A 15,485-nucleotide genomic window follows, 5' to 3' on the forward strand; every position below is an offset into this window, starting at 1 on the left:
TGGAGTCCGTCCCGCGCGAATCGCACGCGGGACGGGACACCGGGCAACTCTCTTCTTCTTCCTCGAAAGGGTTTGATCGTCATGCGTTCTCGCTTCTCCCGTCTCGCGGGGGTGGCTGTTACCGCACTCGCACTGCTCGCCGCCGCAGTGCCGTCCCTGGCATGGGCGGCCGGCACGTCGGACAGGTCTTCTAAGCCGACCATCGTGCTCGTCCACGGAGCGTGGGCGGACTCCTCGAGCTGGATGCCCGTCATCGACCGGCTGCGCCGCGACGGCTATCCCGTCCGCGCCATCGCCAATCCGCTGCAGGGACTGACCTCCGACACCGCCTACGTCACCAGCTACCTGTCCACCATCGCCGGTCCGAAGGTCCTGGTCGGTCACTCGTACGGCGGCGCCGTCATCACCAACGCGGCCACCGCCGTCCCCGACGTCAAGTCGCTCGTCTACATCGCCGGATTCATCCCGGCCGCGGGCGAGACCGTCGGCGAACTCGCGGCGAGATCGACCCCGCCGCTGCCGCTGATCTCGACCCAGGTCCCCGATGGTACGGAAGTCAGCCTCGACCCGGCGCAGTTCCGTTCGGCGTTCGCCGCCGACCTCGACGCGACCGTCGCGGCCGACCTCGCCGTCATTCAGCGGCCCGCCAACACCAAGGCGGTGACCGACGCCAGTGTCACCGAGGGCTTCCGAACGATTCCCAGCTGGGATCTGGTGACACGTCAGGACCACGCCATTTCCCCTGACCTGCAACGCTTCATGGCCACCCGCGCGCACGCCCGCGTCACCGAGGTGGACGCGTCCCACGCGGTCATGCTCAGCCGCCCGGGCGACGTTACGAAGATCATCGAGCAAGCCGCGCGGTGAGCTGGTCTCCGAACTGGGCATGCTGATCGCGGCGCGGACCGTGCAGGGTCCGCGCCCGCGGTCTGCTCGCGCTGATCGAGGTGATCACCGCGACGATGTAATCACTGACGGATCAATCGGTGGATTGGCTCGCTGTTCGATCCTCTCCACCGTGACGCGACGATCGCCAGGCTGCCGATGAGCTGTTGGACGGCACCGGTCTCGGCCAGCGACAGGCGCGACCACGAGCGTTGCGAGGCCACGCTCCGCGAGCCGATCCCCGCCGCTCTCTTCTTGCCCGCTGCGTGAGAAGGCGGGGACGTCACGGACCGACTCGACTTGGTTTGCCGCTGAGGAGGTGGGCGATCAGGGCTGCGGTGATGGGCTGGCCGGAGGAGCGTTCGACGTAGAGGAACTGGCCCGCTGGGTTGACCTCGAAGAACACGTACTGGCCGCCTGGAGTGAGTCGTAGGTCGATGGCGCCGTACTCCAGGCCGAGCGCCCGCATGAGGCGGAAGATCGCGATGACCACCTCGTCGGGCAGTGTGTGCGGCTGATAGCCGATTCCTGGGTTGAAGCGGATGTCGACGGCGTACCCCGCCTCGTCCAGCACAGCGGCTGCCGCGAACAGTTCATCGCCGATCACCGTGACGCGCAGGTCGGCGACGCCTTCGATCAACTCCTGGAAGAGGACCGGGGCCAGGTGGACGGCCTCAATGCCCGAGACGTCCTCGGGCAGGAGCATCCGGGTTTCGCGCCAGGCGGTACGAGTCTGGCGGAACGGCTTGTAGACGACGTTTCCCGAGTGGGCGTCCCAGAACGAGCGAGCCTCTTCGGGGTCGTTCGTGATCAAGGTGTCGGGGATGGTGAGTCCCGCGGATCGCGCGGTGGCCAGCTGCCAGGGTTTGTGAGCGGCCGCGGCGTCGTTGACCGGATGGTTGACCCACAGGCAGGTGGTCGCCTGCCAGATGCCGGCCGCCGCGGTCGCGGTTTCACTCGCGGCGAAGTGGCGCATGGCGGCGTCGGTGATCTCGGCAGCGATCCGGTACGGCTGCGGACGTCGCCACCAGACGGCGCGGACCTCTGCGAGATCGACGATCGCGCCGTCCGGAAACCGCAGCTCGAACCGAGGATTGCGGTTCCGGGGATAGCGGGCGGTCAGCGCGAGGTGCTGCGGAAACGACGACAGGTCGAGAAGGCGGCACGGAGCGCCCTGCTCGGCCAGCTTGGCCAGGACCTCTTCGGCATGGCCGTCGCCGGGCGCCGAGCTGACGAGGATCATCGAACCGCCGCGGCCGGCCCGCAGTTCGGCTCAGAACGGGAGCGTCTGGTCGATCGGCGCGTCGAAAAACGCATCCGTGTCCCCGTCTCCCCACACGTCCTTGATGAACGCCGTCTCCACGTCGAGGATCGCGGCGCTCAGCTCGGCCTTCCGGAGTTGGGCCCGGATCGAAGCCGCCGACGCGCGGTGCGGAGTCGCCATCACGAAGGGCACCGCGCCGGACGTACGCGCCCGGCGTGCGGCGGCGTCGCGCAGCCGCGTGGCGTCCAGGGTGATCCGGGTCAGGCCGCCGTCCAGCGGCTCGAACTCGAGGACTGCTTCGACGTCCAACTCGGCGGTCCCGGACTCCGGGGACCTGAAGACGAACTTGCTGTCGTCCGTCGATCGCCGTACTTCGCCGGTCAGGACGATCTTCGCCGACGCATCCTGTGCCGGCGGCGCGTCCTTGAGGTAGTCGGCGAACGACTGACCGGAACTGTCCGTGCTCATCGCTCCATCCCCTCCCGCCAGAGCCATGACCTCGACTTGACTACAGCGTGCACCGGCGTACGGCGCTTGTCCACGGGTGGGGCTACGCGTCGGTGTCCTTGGAGCAGAGGACCGGCGAGGTTGCTCCAGTTGACGAAGATTTGATGTCAAGGACTGGGTCCTGGTCATCGCGGGGAACATTTTCATCGCCATCCCCGTGCTGCGCGCCATCGGTCACTACTTCAAGCGCGGGTGGGGCGAACTGTGCGGCGATATCGCGGCCGGGGTGCTGGTCGGTGGGCTGATCTACGCCAACAACCAGACGATCACGTGCCGCCGTTCGTCATCACCCGCGTTCGGCTGGCGGTATTTCCACACGCCGTCACTGGCCTTTGCGCCCTGTGGCGCGCGATCCGGGAAAACACCACCCCATTCCGACGCCGCACCTCACGAGGCCGGTCGCGGGTCGAGCTTGAGGGTGGAGCGGAACGTGTTGGAGTTGCGGGCGCTCATGCCGGACGCGACCGAGACGGACAGGTTCTGTCGAGGACGTGTGGTCGCCGCAGGAGCGGCAGCACGGCGTTCTGCTCGATGCGGTCGAGGCGGGTATGGGGATGGCGCCGGCGTCTACCGATTTGGCGGGGGTAAGTGCGAGGACCCGGCTGGTCGGGGTTCTGTCGCATATGCCTGGCATGCTCGACGTCATCCGGTTGCTGTACTACCTGACCGGTGCGGCGACCGCGAGGTCGGCGGTGGTCGCGTACTCGCGGCTGCTGGATGGCCTGCGTGCCATGGGGGAGCACGCGATCGCGGATACGGTGATCGCGCCGATCCAGCGGCAGGATCCGAGCCACTTCGCGTTCAATCGCATGTCCGCGGAGGCGCTGGTGGGAGAGGAGCAGCTCAGAGACTGGCAGCTCCGGCTTGCGCGGATTCTGCGCCGCCGGTCGTTCGAGCTGGTCGGAGTGAGCACTCGGCGGCAGCGAATGGAGGTTCCCGCCTACATCCTCGCGGCGCTGGAGGATGCGATCGCGCTGAGCTTGGCTCGCGAAGGCCGGTCGCGACTGAGCGACGGCAAGGGGTTTCTCGTCGCGCGCGCAACGATCCGACGAGTACGTCAATGACGACATCTGTCACGCTCGGCGGGCGTTCTCGGTCCTAGAGTCGGAGGACCAGAAGATTCTGTCCCTGTTGGTGGCTGGAAGGGAACGAGCAATGGTTGATTCGATCGCACCGCATGGGCTCCACCACGTCACTGCGATTGCGGAGGACCCGCAGCGCAATGTCGACTTCTACACCACGGTACTGGGGCTGCGCTTGGTCAAACGGACGGTCAATTTCGACGCCCCGGACACCTACCATCTGTACTACGGCGACTCGTCGGGCCGGCCGTCCACCCTGTTGACGTTCTTCCCGTGGCCGGGGGCGCCGAAGGGCCGGCAGGGCACCGGCCTCACGACGGCCACGGCGTTCAGCGTGCCGCCGGAGTCCCTCGGCTGGTGGCAACAGCGCCTGCAAACCCTCGGCGTCGACGCGGACGCGCCGGTGGCCCACTCCGACCACGAGGTGCTGAGGTTGCGGGATCCCGACGGCCTTGTGATCGAGCTGATCGCGTCGGAGGGCGACAGCCGGTCGGGCTGGGACGGCGTTGCCGCCATATCGTCCGACGACGCGATCCGCGGCCTGTTCTCGGTGACTATGACCGAGCAGGCACTCGACCCGACGGCTGAAATGCTCGCCGGCATGTTAGGGATGCAGCACGGGCAGGACACGACCGACGGGACACGCTTCGTGATGTCCGGCGGTGCCGACGGTACGGCTGTCGACGTCCGTCCGAGCACGGCGTCACGCGGACTCCAGGCGGCGGGAACGGTTCACCACATCGCTTTCCGCGCACCTGACGGCGAGACCCAGGCGAAGTGGCGACTCGAGCTGATCGATGCCGGAGTACAGGTCACCGAGATCATCGATCGCCAGTACTTCACGTCGATCTACTTCCGCGAACCCGGCGGGGTCCTGCTGGAGATCGCGACAGATCAGCCGGGCTTCACCGTCGACGAACCGTTGCTGGAACTCGGCCAGCATCTGAAACTTCCGCCCTGGCTCGAACCGAACCGGGAGCAGATCCAGGCCTCCCTGCCGGCTCTGCGCGTACCACCGCCCCCGGAGTCGGCAGCATGAGCGCGGATCTGCTCGCGCGACCGCACGTATGGCAGCCGGGTTCCGGCAGTCCGCCGCTCCTCTTCCTGCACGGCACCGGCGGCGACGAGCACGACCTCCTGGTACTGCGGCAGCACCTTGCCCCCGACGCACCGGCGCTGTCGCCTCGCGGGACTGTGTCGGAGCACGGCATGGCTCGGTTCTTCCGCAGGCTCCAGGAGGGCGTCTTCGACGAGGAGGACCTCCGGCTGCGGACCGACGAGCTCGCCGCATTCCTTGCGGCCGCCGAGCAGGAGTACCACGTTCTCCCTGGCTCCTGGCTGGCGGTCGGTTTTTCCAATGGCGCCAACATGGCATCCGCGTTGCTGCTACGCCATCCAGAGTCGCTGGCAGGCGCCGTACTGCTCGCCGCGATGGTGCCCTTCGCCGCCGACGAGCCCACGGACAACACTCTGGCCGGGAAGCGGGTGCTGATCGTGAACGGCAAACAGGATCCGATGGCCACGCCCGCGCAAACCACCAGACTGACCGAGCAACTCCGCCGCCGCGGCGCCGACGTGGCACTCCTGCCGTTCCCCGGCGGCCACACCATCGACCCTGACCAGCTGCCCCACATCAAGCGGTTCGTCGACGCCGCGCGCCGGAGTTGACGGCCGGGGCCCAGTTGCGAGCCCGTTGCGGAAGCGTTGGATCCCGGCTGGGGTCCTGTGGAGTTGCGCGAACAGTACAACGCGCCTGTGCCCGATAGCGGCTGGCCGAGTCGGCGCTCGCTGAGCTGTACGCATCGCTCGGGCTGTCGCAGACGCGCCACATAGCGAGCAGATCGTCGATATAGAGGTCGACCCGAGAGGGGACCGTGTGGATAAGTTGCGTGTCCGAGGGGGGACTTGAACCCCCACGCCCTAAAACGGGCACTAGCACCTCAAGCTAGCGCGTCTGCCTATTCCGCCACCCGGACGAGTGGTCGTACCGCCTGGGCGGTGCCGACCGGAGAACAGTAGCAAACTCCAGGGGTGGAATTCACATCGGGGCTCCGGGGTGGTGACGGTGGCGTGTCGGGGGCGTAGTTTGAAATTCAAACAGTGGCCTCTGGGGTGGAGGTGAGGGCGTCGTGGACGAGTGGAACGGCATGGCGTACGCGGGTAAGGAGACGATGCTCCGGGTCGTGCGGCAGGAGGCGGAGCTGTTCTTCGGGATGGTGGAGCGGGACGGGATCTGGGAGGCACCGACCGGGGCGGGGCACTGGGAGGTGCGGGACGTGGTGGCGCATCTCACGGACACGACCGAGTCGTACTTCGTGGCGTTCGACGCGGCCCGGTCGCACGCCGAGGTGCCGGCGGCGTACGGGATGCCGGGGATGGCCGAGCGGGTCGACAGGCAGGCGCTCGCGCTGCGCAGTGTGCCGCAGGACGAACTGGTGGAGCGGTTGCGGACCGACTTCGACAAGATGATGGGGATGTTCGACGCGCTCGGGCCGGACGACTGGGGCGGGTTCACGGTGCCGCACTTCTACATGGGTCCGCTGCCGGCGTTCTTCTACCCGGCGTTCCAGTTGATGGACTACGGCGTCCACTCCTGGGACATCCGGCAGGGCACCGGCCGCGCGCACGGACTGTCCGGCGAGGCCGCCGATCTGCTGGTGCCGTTCATGTTCGTGCTGTGGAAGTACACCACCGGGGCGAAGGATCCGTGCCAGCTCGGCGTCCGGATCACCAGCGGCCCGAACGCGGGCGACACGCGCGTGACGGTCGGCCCGGACGGTATGGACTACGCGGCCGGCGACGTCGGTGATCTGCCGGCGGTGATCGAGTTCGATCCGGGCAGTTTCGTCCTGACCGCGTTCGGTCGCAGCAACGCCGGTACGATCCGGGGCGACCGGGCCGTCGCCGACCGGTACCTGAACGTGTTCTTCCGGATCTGAGGGGGAGTGGATGACCGAGATCGACCTGTCCACGATCGAGGCCGAGCGGGACCGGATCAGGTCGGCGTACCTGAAGCCAGGGGGCACGTCCACGGCGCGCGGCCTGCATCACACGGCACTGCTGAGTTCGGACGTCGAGCGGACGGTGCGGTTCTACCAGGACGTGCTCGGGTTTCCGCTGACCGAGATGGTCGGCAACCGGGACTACGAGGGGTCGACGCACTTCTTCTTCGACATCGGGAACGGCAACCTGCTCGCGTTCTTCGACTTCCCCGGGCTGGACCTCGGGCCGTACGCCGAAGTGCTCGGCGGACTGCACCACCTGGCGATCTCGGTCGAGCCGACGCAGTGGGAGCGGCTGAAGCAGAACCTGGACGAGGCGGGCGTGGAGTACCTGGAGGAGAGCGGTACGTCGATCTACTTCCGCGACCCCGACGGCGCCCGGATCGAACTGATCTCGGACCCGCTCGGCGAGATGTACGGCCTCAAGGTCCTCTGAGCAACCGAGCCGCCTGCCGGGCGTGCCGCAGCGGTTCGGGCGTCCGACGGCCGGCGTTGCACAGGTTGACGACCCGTACGGCGGTGGCGAGGTCGGTCCGCCAGCCCGTATGGACGACAAGCGGACGAGCGCCCCGCTTCGTCCGGAGCCAGGTGGCGACCTGCTCGCCGTCGATCGCGAGCGCCGAGGTCGCGCCGGGCTCGTCGGCCGGCCATGGTCCGGTCGCGGTCAACGGCCGGTGGGTGACGCCGATGGTGGGCAGATCCAGTACGGCGCCCAGGTGCGTGGCGAAACCGGCCCGGCGCGGGTGATCCGCCCCGGTGGCGTCCAGCAGCAGGACATCGGGTGCGGGCACGAGGCGGCGCACGACGTACTCGCACAGCGGCCCGAGACGCAGCGCCAGCAGCCCCGGCAGATACGGGCCCGACGCACGGCCGCGGCGCAACTCCTGCCCGACAACCTGGTGCCTGCGACGCAAGTCCTGGCCGACAACCTCGTCGCCGTCCTGAACCACCGCGGCCACCCAAGCGCGATCGCCCGCAGCTCCAGAACCCGTCAGGCCGCGCGGGAAGCAGATCCAGACGGCGCCGATCAGCAAGTGCTCCGGCGGATTCCACAGCGCTGGTCGGAGCGCGGCCAACTCGAGTTGCCGCGCGATCAGCTCGTCCTGTTCGGTCGGCCAGGTCATCCGCGCAGGTGGGTCTGGAACCAGTCGCGGGCCAGGTCTGCCACTCGTTCGAGGGTGCCTGGTTCGGTGAAGAGGTGGGTGGCGTTGGGAACGACCTCCAGCTGGTTCGGGCAGTGGAGTTGTTGCTGGGCGTCGCGGTTGTGGCGTAGCACGTCGAAGTCGAGTTCGCCGACGATCAGTAGCGTCGGGGCCGTGACGTCGGCCAGGTGCGCGGCGGCGAGGTCCACGCGTCCGCCGCGGGAGACGACGGCGTGTACGTCGGAGGCGCTGCCCGCCGACCAGAGAGCCGCAGCACCGCCCGTGCTTGCGCCGAAGTAGCCGACCGCGAGGTCGAGCCGCCGCCCGGCCCATTCGTGCGCCGCCCGCAACCGATCGGCCAGCGCGGGAATGTCGAACACGTTGCGCCGGTCCTGAGCCTCCGTCGGCGTCAGAAGGTCGAACAGCAGCGTGGCGACACGAGCCCGGTTGAGGACGTGCGCGACGTACTTGTTCCGCGGGCTGTGGCGACTGCTGTCGCTGCCGTGCGCGAAGATCACCAGACCGGCGGCCGGTGCCGGCACCGCCAGCTCACCAGGCAGCTGTACGCCGCGGGCATCGACGACGACCTGTTCAACGTTCATCACGCGATCCGTCGGGCGAGGGGTCGCCGGCAGGGTGCTCCACGAGGGCGATCACGCGGGCGGAGAGGAAGCGCGCCGTGCGGATCGGCGTGCCCGAGCGGGTCACCTCGGCCACCTCGGTGACGCTGCGGTTGGTGCTGATCTCGACGCGGCGGCCGGCCTTGGTGGCGGTGATCTCGTACGACGAGGTGCCGTTGCCGGTGTCGACGACGATCTCGACCCGATCGCCCTTCATGAATCCAACGTACTCGTCCCAGCCGTTGACCGGGCTGCCGCACGGGCGGGATCCTCGTGTCGGGGGCGACATGGGGCAGCGAAGTCCACTGGTGACACTGGCGGCGACCGCCGCGGGGCTGGTCGTCCTGCTCGTCGTGAACAGCACCCAGACGAGCACCCCGACGAGCGCTCGAACCGAAGCCATCAGCCCAACGAGTACGAGCCCCACGAGCACGAGCCCACCGCAGACGACCGCCCCGCCGACCACAAAGGCACCGGCAACCACAAAACCATCCGCCGCACGCACAGTCGTGTACGCCGGACGCACCCCGACCCGAGAAGCCGTAGCCCTGGCCGTCAAAGGCACCCGCGCCGTCAGCTACGTCTGCGACGGCCGCACCCTGGAAGCCTGGCTGACCGGAACCGTCGCGAACGACCGAGCCGTCCTCCGTTCGCGCACCGGCGACCAGCTCACTGCCACCCTGAGCCCAACAGAGGCGACCGGAACGCTCAGTCTGAACGGCCGCACGCTCCGCCTCACGATCCCCGCGGCCGGCCCGCCGGCCGGGCTGTACCGAGCCCGCAACAGCACGAGAACGATCGGCTGGATCGTCCTCCCCGACGGCCGGCAGGTCGGCGTCGACGACGACGGTACGCCGGCACCCGCCCCGCCACTCGATCCAGCCGACCGCACAGCGACGGTCGACGGCGTGTCCGTCACAGCCCTGACGATCACCGGCGACGAGACGTTCTGATATGACCACAGCCACGGGCCCCAAGGCGAGCACAGTCGTCGTACCGTTCGCGGCCGGCGCCGCGGCCGCCGTCGCGCTGGGCGTCTACGGCCGCCTGCACAACCCGACCGGTGTCGCGATCGACATCGCCGGCTTCTCGAGCTTCCAGTCGGTGAAGTCCTGGCTGGCAACAGCCGCAGCCGTACTCGGCATCGTCCAGCTCCTGTCGGCGATCGCCCTGTACCGCGGCCGACCCGGCCTTGCACCCCTGCACCGCTGGTCCGGCCGGGCCGCTGTCGCCGTCACCCTGCCGGTCGTCGCCCATTGCCTTTATGCGTTGGGCTTCCAGTACGGCGAGCCGCGGGTCCTGATCCACTCGCTGCTCGGCTGCTTCTTCTACGGCGCCTTCGTCGTGAAGATGCTGTCGCTCACCCGCACCGACGCACCGCGCTGGTTGCTGCCCGTCGCCGGCGGCGCGGTCTTCACGGGACTCGTCGGCCTGTGGCTGACGTCCTCGCTGTGGTTCTTCACCACGTTCGGCATCATCCGCTGAAGGGAGCAGTCGTGGACGCACCAAGCCGCCGTACGATCCTGGCCGGAGCCGCCGCGGGACTCGCGGGCCTCACCGGGTGCCAGAAGTACGGCGAACCGAAGGCGACCCCAGCGCCCGCGCCGGCCAACACCGTGCTCGGCAAGATCGCCGACATCCCGGTCGGCGGCGGCAAGATCTTCGCGCCGAACCAGGTCGTGGTGACGCAGCCGGTCAAGGGCACGTTCAAGGCGTTCAGCTCGATCTGCACCCACCAGAGCTGCCCCGTCGCGAGCGTCTCCGGCGGCACCATCAACTGCGACTGCCACGGCAGCAAGTACGCCGTCGCGACCGGCGCCGTCGTCGCCGGACCGGCGCCACGCCCGCTGCCGACGAAACAGATCACGATCACCGGCGACACGATCACGCTGACCTGACGCCCGACCTCACTCTGCGCACGAACCAGGCGTGGGGGAGGATGGAGCGCATGACGACCTCCAGTGACCGTACGTCGTACGCCGCCGACGCCGAGGTGGTGGAGCTCTGCAGCGAGCTGATCCGGATCGACACCACGAACTACGGCAACGGCAAGAGCAACGGCGAGCGGGTGGCCGCGGAGTACGTCGCGGCCAAGCTGGACGAGGTCGGGATCGAGTCGACGATCTACGAGTCGGAGCCGGGCCGCGCGACGCTGGTCGCGCACTGGGACGGTGAGGACGAGAGTGCGGACCCGCTGCTCGTGCACGGGCACCTCGACGTCGTGCCGGCGGACCCGAAGGACTGGAAGGTGGACCCGTTCGCCGGGGAGATCTTCGACGGGTGCGTGTGGGGCCGCGGCGCGGTCGACATGAAGGACTTCGACGCGATGGTGCTGTCCGTCGTGCGGGCGCGCCAGCGGGCCGGGGTGAAGCCGCGGCGGCCGGTCCGGCTCGTGTTCACGGCCGACGAAGAGGCCGGCGGCGTGTACGGCGCGCAGTGGCTGATCAACAACCACCCGGACACGATCGCCGACTGCACCGAGGGTATCGGCGAGGTCGGCGGCTTCTCGATCACGGTCAAGGACGACCTGCGGCTGTACCTGATCGAGACCGCCGAGAAGGGCATGAACTGGATGCGGCTCAAGGCCCGCGGCACGGCCGGCCACGGGTCGATGGTGAACACCGACAACGCCGTCACCAACCTGGTCGAGGCGGTCACCCGGATCGGCTCCCACGAGTGGCCGCTGCGCGTGACGCCGACCGTCCGCGAGTTCCTGAAGACGCTCGAGGACGTGCTCCAGGTCGAGCTCGACGCCGACGACATGACCGCGACGCTGGCCAAGCTCGGCAGCTTCAGCCGGATGTTCGGCGCCACGATCCGCAACACCGCGAACCCGACGATGCTGAACGCGGGCTACAAGGTGAACGTGATCCCGGGCGACGCCGAGGCGCACATCGACGGGCGGTTCCTGCCCGGGTACGAGGACGAGTTCTACGCCACCATCGACGAGCTGCTCGGCGACAAGGTGCAGCGCGAGACCGTCGTCACCGACATCGCGCTGGAGACCGAGTTCAGCGGCGGTCTGGTCGAGGCGATGCAGGCGTGCATCCAGGCCGAGGACGCGCAGAGCCGGTTCGCGCCGCTGCTGATGTCGGGCGGCACCGACGCCAAGTCGTGGAGCCGGCTGGGCGTGCGCTGCTTCGGGTTCGTGCCGCTGCAGCTGCCGCCGGACCTGGACTTCATGGGCATGTTCCACGGCATCGACGAGCGGGTGCCGACGTCTGCGCTGGAGTTCGGCTCGCGGGTCCTCGACCGCTTCCTCGATCAGGCCTGAGGCGTCACCCCTGCAGGTGACTCGGCCGATGGGTCACCTGCTCGATGTTCTCGGCCGCCAGTACGACGAGCTGGTGCGAGAGTTCGGACAGCGCCCGCGCGGTCGCGAGCTCGTCGCCGATCTGCGGCACCTCCCGGTCCTGCGGGTGGCGGTACGCCGTACCTCGCGCCGAGAACTGCTCCTCGCGATGGGTTCGCAGCCGCGCCTCGGCCCGCGTCACCCGCTCCTCGTCCTGCTCGTCGATCTCGATGTCCACGACCCAGTGCCGCACCGCTGACATCTCACTCACCTTCGTTCGCTCTGGTCCTCCTTCGAGCGTCGTACGACCACCGGCTTGTTGAGAAGACCTGAGTTCAAGAAGTCCGCTGCGTGCTCGATGTGTTGCAGATCGAAGCGGCGGCCGAACTCGGCTGTCACGTCGGCGGCCGCCTGCAGAAGGTGCCGGTCCGCCGAGAGTGCGTTGGCTGCGGTGTTGTGTACGTCGATGCGCAGGTCGTTCGTGCCCGGGCGCGCGGCGGCGGTGAGGTCGACCTCGTACGGCGGGGCCCAGAGCGAACCGCAGTGGACCTCGTTGAGCCAGATCTCGGCGGCGACGCCGATGGGCGGGGTGATGAGGGCGCGGTACGAGTTGGCCGGCAGGTACGGCTCGCTGTCCGGAGCGACCGGCTCACCCGGCCCGAAGTCGAGGAGCAGGTGGTCGGTGGTGTCCGGGAGTTCGAGCTCGGTGCGATAGGTGGCCGAGCCTGAGTACGTCGCCAGCGCCGGGTCGTCCTCCCACCGGTGCGGGAGCGAAACCGGACGTGTCTCACCACCGAAGGCCACCGACCAGTCGCCCTGCACCGCGTTGTCGAGGCGCTCACGCCGCTCCGGCACGTCGTCCTCGAGCCCGCCCGGCGTCAGGAAGGCCGACTCGTACGGAGCGAGGGTGGTCGTGCGGGTGACGGTCACCTCGCCGGAGAGCGGGTTCCAGCGTTCCATTGACTGCGGGAAGGTGAGGGTGCGGCGCTGAGTGCCAGTGTTGGCCAGGAAGTAGAGGTCGCCGTCGGCCAGGCGGCGGTGGACGACGCCGATGTCCTGCTGCGGCTGGATCGGTGGCGGGGGAAGGTGACTGGCGAGCGTGCTGATGTCGGTGACCACCTGTCCGCCGGACGCCTCGACGGCGGCGAGCCACCGGCTGGTCTCCGGCGGGGTCGTGGTTCCTTCGGGTACGACGACCAGCGGCGCGTCGGACGGCTTCAGCACCGCCAGCGCGTCGTCGTCGATCAGGTCGAAGTCGAGCCCGGCCTCGCGGATGATCCGGGGAACGCTCTCGGGGATCAGCCGCCGCACGACGCGGTACAGGTTGAGCGGCTCGGCATGCCCGGCGCGTGCGGCGTACGCGTCGTACGTCGGGACGTAGATCTTCACCGGCCGGACCGGTTCGCCCTGCTGGAGCACCCAGGAGAGGCGGTGCAGGGAACCGAACAAGGCAGTTGCCGTCGGCCACCAAGGGTTCCGGTCGTCGAGCGCGCCCGCGGCGTAGAAGATCCAGCCCAGCCCCGGTCCGCCGGACGGCGAGTACGGCCATCCGTGGCCGATCAGCTGGTTGACGCCGGAGAGGAAATGCTCGTGGGCCTCGCCCTGCAGATCCAGCGGTGTGGCGCGGAACGACGGCGAGTGGACCCACGTCCAGACCTCGGCGGACACCACCGGCCGGCCGTGGATGTTCGCGGCCGACGACGCCCAGCGGGTCTCCGGAATGCCCGTCCACCCCCAGCCTTCGCCCTCGAACAGGTCCGCGTGGCGATAGCTGCTCATCGTCGCGGGCGGCTCGCCGTAGCTCTGGATCCGGAACGGCACGCCGTGCCCGGCCGCCCAGTGCTGGAAGACCTTCAGGAAGTTGTCCTCGTACAGCTCCGACAGCGTCCGCCCGAAATCGATGCGCAGTTGCTGCGAGCCCTCGGTGTCGACGAGCAGTTCGTACAGCCGCGGCCGCAGGTCGTACCCGCGCCGCTTCGCGAACTCGTCGAGCATCGCCGGCGTCCAGTCGCCGCCGTACACCTCGAGGCTGTCGCAGAACACCGACCCGAGCAGCTCCGGCGTCGCCGCCTGTACCAGCGGCTCCGCCACCCGCCGGATGTGCTCCTCGGCCGCGGCCGCCGAGTAGTGGTCGAGCGTCAGCCCCTCGGCGCCCGCGGCGGCTCGCTTCACGTTCTGGCCGGTCACGCGGGAGGTCGCGATCAGCACCTCGCGCGGCTGGCCGCCTGCCGGGACGCGGATGATCCCGTCCCGCACCGGCACCTCGACGTACGACGACGGCGCGCCCGCCGACCCGTCACCGACGTACGCGGCCACGAACTCGTCACCGGGCCAGGCATCCACGATCGGGACGTCGTACGCCGCGGCGCCGATCTCGCGCCGGTCCCAGTGCAGATGCCGCGCAGCCGACGAGGGGCCGACGTGCGGGCCGCCGTACGACCATCCGCTCCCGAGCGTCACGTCGAACCGCAGGCCGAGGCGGCGCGCCGTCCGGGCCGCGTGCCCGACGAGCTCGAGGAACTCCGGCGATCCGAACGGCGTGGTCACCGGCCCCATCGGGTAGACGAACGCGACCTCCGCGCCGCCGAGCCCCGCCGCGGCCATGGCCTCCAGCTCGCGGTCGATCTCGTCTCGCTCGACGGACGGACCGAACCACCACCAGCGCATCATCGGCCGCGCCTCGGGCGGCGGGTTCCGGAACTGTCGTCGGACGTCGTCGACGGTCGCCATGCTCTTCACCCCACCGCCGCGGGCGGCGCGGGGTCAACGACGCTGACCAGTACCGGTCAGATCGTCCTGCGCAGTGGTGAGTTCATGACAGGTTCAACGTGGCGCGGAGTCGGGGGAGGTGCGTCATCAGAGGTTTCGGGGGTGTGGGAGTGGTGACCACTGAGAGCGTGAGGCGGTAGTGGAACGGCGCGGGGGTGAGGTGCTCGCCGGCGCGGAGTTCGGTGGCGAGGGCGCTGCGGGGGACCAGGGCCAGGTGGGAGCTGCGACGGGCCATGGCGACGGTGGTGCTGAGGGTGACGCCGCGGCGCGGGATCGCGCCCAGCGCCGCGAGCCGGGAATGGATGTCCTCGGCTCCGCGGTCGTACGTCGAGAACGCGATCCGGCGATCGTTCAACGGTCGTCGGCCCCGGCCGGGTGGGCGGGCGCCGGGCGGGACGAACAGGACCAGTTCGTCGCGGCCCACGCGGCGGGACACAGTGCCGCGCGGCAGCGTCATCTGGTCGGCGATGGCGATGAACGCGGCGTCCATGGTGCCCTCGGCGACGCGCTCGACCAGGAAGTGACCGTGGTCGACCTGCTGCTGGATCTCCAGGTCGGGGAGGTCGGCGTCGAGGACCGGGAACAGGATCGGCGCGAGGCTGGCGAAGGTGCCGATCACGAGGCGCTCGGTGACCGCGGCCGCGCGCGTGGCGTCGTACACCTCCTCGAGGTGGCCGAGGATGTGGTCGGCGCGGCGGCTGAGCTCGGCCCCGGCCCGCGTGGGGCGGGCGCCGCGGGTGTCGCGCTCGAAGAGCTTGGTGCCGCAGAGCCGTTCGAGTCGGGCGAGGCGCTGGGAGGCGGACGGTTGGGAGATGCGCAGCTCGCGTGCGGCGGTCCCCACGGCGCCGGTGCGAGAGACGGCCTGGACCAGCCGGAGGTCCTCGACCGAGGGTAATGAGGCCATAGGCTGAGCCTATGGCAA

18 protein-coding genes and 1 tRNA gene are annotated in these 15,485 nt (G+C 69.3%); 10 read left to right on the top strand and 9 right to left on the bottom strand.

Annotated elements, in window-relative coordinates; genetic code table 11:
* Positions 1 to 81 precede the first annotated feature (81 nt).
* Positions 82 to 867 (top strand): alpha/beta hydrolase, encoded by a 786-nt coding sequence (locus ABZX12_RS12050; protein ID WP_355692353.1) that lies wholly within the window; start codon positions 82 to 84, stop codon positions 865 to 867.
* A gap of 301 nt (positions 868 to 1,168) precedes the next feature.
* On the opposite strand, the gene ABZX12_RS12055 is transcribed toward ABZX12_RS12050, so the two are convergent.
* Together ABZX12_RS12055 and ABZX12_RS12060 are read right to left on the bottom strand one after the other, a co-directional pair.
* Positions 1,169 to 2,128, bottom strand: coding sequence for an MvdC/MvdD family ATP grasp protein (locus ABZX12_RS12055; protein ID WP_355692354.1), 960 nt, complete (start codon positions 2,126 to 2,128; stop codon positions 1,169 to 1,171).
* A gap of 30 nt (positions 2,129 to 2,158) precedes the next feature.
* Positions 2,159 to 2,617, bottom strand: a complete 459-nt coding sequence (locus tag ABZX12_RS12060; protein ID WP_355692356.1) for a hypothetical protein — start codon at positions 2,615 to 2,617, stop codon at positions 2,159 to 2,161.
* Between the two features lie 530 nt (positions 2,618 to 3,147).
* Here ABZX12_RS12060 and ABZX12_RS12065 point away from each other — a divergent pair.
* The 3 genes from ABZX12_RS12065 (at position 3,148) to ABZX12_RS12075 (ending at position 5,406) form a co-directional block, all read left to right on the top strand.
* Positions 3,148 to 3,720: a hypothetical protein gene (locus ABZX12_RS12065; RefSeq protein WP_355692357.1), complete on the top strand. Its 573-nt coding sequence runs from the start codon at positions 3,148 to 3,150 to the stop codon at positions 3,718 to 3,720.
* A 91-nt stretch (positions 3,721 to 3,811) separates the two neighbouring features.
* The gene (locus tag ABZX12_RS12070; protein ID WP_355692359.1) at positions 3,812 to 4,777 is read left to right on the top strand and encodes a ring-cleaving dioxygenase; all 966 of its coding nucleotides are present in this window, start codon (positions 3,812 to 3,814) and stop codon (positions 4,775 to 4,777) included.
* On the top strand, positions 4,774 to 5,406 hold the full coding sequence (locus tag ABZX12_RS12075) for an alpha/beta hydrolase (protein ID WP_355692361.1): 633 nt from the start codon (positions 4,774 to 4,776) through the stop codon (positions 5,404 to 5,406). The genes ABZX12_RS12070 and ABZX12_RS12075 overlap by 4 nt, the downstream gene beginning before the upstream one ends.
* Positions 5,407 to 5,628: 222 nt before the next feature.
* Here the strand turns inward: ABZX12_RS12075 and ABZX12_RS12080 are convergent.
* Positions 5,629 to 5,714, bottom strand: a tRNA-Leu gene (locus tag ABZX12_RS12080).
* Between the two features lie 153 nt (positions 5,715 to 5,867).
* On the opposite strand from ABZX12_RS12080, the gene ABZX12_RS12085 reads away from it, so the two are divergent.
* Together ABZX12_RS12085 and ABZX12_RS12090 are read left to right on the top strand one after the other, a co-directional pair.
* Positions 5,868 to 6,677, top strand: a complete 810-nt coding sequence (locus tag ABZX12_RS12085; protein ID WP_355692363.1) for a maleylpyruvate isomerase family mycothiol-dependent enzyme — start codon at positions 5,868 to 5,870, stop codon at positions 6,675 to 6,677.
* Between the two features lie 10 nt (positions 6,678 to 6,687).
* A complete protein-coding gene (locus tag ABZX12_RS12090) occupies positions 6,688 to 7,176 on the top strand; it encodes a VOC family protein (protein WP_355692365.1) in 489 nt (162 codons plus the stop codon).
* On the opposite strand, the gene ABZX12_RS12095 is transcribed toward ABZX12_RS12090, so the two are convergent.
* The 3 genes from ABZX12_RS12095 to ABZX12_RS12105 are packed head-to-tail and all read right to left on the bottom strand — an operon-like array spanning position 7,163 to position 8,719.
* On the bottom strand, positions 7,163 to 7,864 hold the full coding sequence (locus ABZX12_RS12095) for an endonuclease V (protein ID WP_355692367.1): 702 nt from the start codon (positions 7,862 to 7,864) through the stop codon (positions 7,163 to 7,165). The genes ABZX12_RS12090 and ABZX12_RS12095 overlap by 14 nt on opposite strands.
* The gene (locus tag ABZX12_RS12100) at positions 7,861 to 8,484 is read right to left on the bottom strand and encodes a dienelactone hydrolase family protein (protein ID WP_355692369.1); all 624 of its coding nucleotides are present in this window, start codon (positions 8,482 to 8,484) and stop codon (positions 7,861 to 7,863) included. Before ABZX12_RS12100 ends, ABZX12_RS12095 begins: the two co-directional genes overlap by 4 nt.
* Complete coding sequence (locus ABZX12_RS12105) at positions 8,474 to 8,719, bottom strand: hypothetical protein (RefSeq protein WP_355692371.1); 246 nt, start codon at positions 8,717 to 8,719, stop codon at positions 8,474 to 8,476. The genes ABZX12_RS12100 and ABZX12_RS12105 overlap by 11 nt, the downstream gene beginning before the upstream one ends.
* A 91-nt stretch (positions 8,720 to 8,810) precedes the next feature.
* Here ABZX12_RS12105 and ABZX12_RS12110 point away from each other — a divergent pair, with 91 nt between their 5' ends.
* From ABZX12_RS12110 to ABZX12_RS12125, 4 genes are read left to right on the top strand one after another with little or no spacing between them, the layout of a single operon-like run.
* A complete protein-coding gene (locus tag ABZX12_RS12110) occupies positions 8,811 to 9,455 on the top strand; it encodes a hypothetical protein (protein ID WP_355692373.1) in 645 nt (214 codons plus the stop codon).
* A 1-nt stretch (position 9,456) separates the two neighbouring features.
* Positions 9,457 to 9,987 (top strand): DUF6529 family protein, encoded by a 531-nt coding sequence (locus ABZX12_RS12115; RefSeq protein WP_355692374.1) that lies wholly within the window; start codon positions 9,457 to 9,459, stop codon positions 9,985 to 9,987.
* Between the two features lie 11 nt (positions 9,988 to 9,998).
* A complete protein-coding gene (locus ABZX12_RS12120) occupies positions 9,999 to 10,400 on the top strand; it encodes a Rieske (2Fe-2S) protein (RefSeq protein WP_355692376.1) in 402 nt (133 codons plus the stop codon).
* 50 nt (positions 10,401 to 10,450) lie between these two features.
* Positions 10,451 to 11,776, top strand: coding sequence for a M20/M25/M40 family metallo-hydrolase (locus tag ABZX12_RS12125; RefSeq protein WP_355692378.1), 1,326 nt, complete (start codon positions 10,451 to 10,453; stop codon positions 11,774 to 11,776).
* 4 nt (positions 11,777 to 11,780) lie between these two features.
* Here the strand turns inward: ABZX12_RS12125 and ABZX12_RS12130 are convergent, their stop codons facing one another.
* The 3 genes from ABZX12_RS12130 to ABZX12_RS12140 form a co-directional block, all read right to left on the bottom strand.
* Entirely contained in the window at positions 11,781 to 12,056 is a 276-nt protein-coding gene (locus ABZX12_RS12130) for a DUF1876 domain-containing protein (protein WP_355692380.1), read from the bottom strand.
* A gap of 5 nt (positions 12,057 to 12,061) precedes the next feature.
* Positions 12,062 to 14,524: a glycosyl hydrolase gene (locus ABZX12_RS12135; RefSeq protein WP_355692382.1), complete on the bottom strand. Its 2,463-nt coding sequence runs from the start codon at positions 14,522 to 14,524 to the stop codon at positions 12,062 to 12,064.
* Positions 14,525 to 14,606: 82 nt separating this feature from the next.
* Positions 14,607 to 15,467: a LysR family transcriptional regulator gene (locus tag ABZX12_RS12140; RefSeq protein ID WP_355692384.1), complete on the bottom strand. Its 861-nt coding sequence runs from the start codon at positions 15,465 to 15,467 to the stop codon at positions 14,607 to 14,609.
* Positions 15,468 to 15,485 lie beyond the last annotated feature (18 nt).

Origin of the sequence: Kribbella sp. NPDC003505, from assembly GCF_040610875.1 — a bacterium.
GTDB lineage: Bacteria > Actinomycetota > Actinomycetes > Propionibacteriales > Kribbellaceae > Kribbella.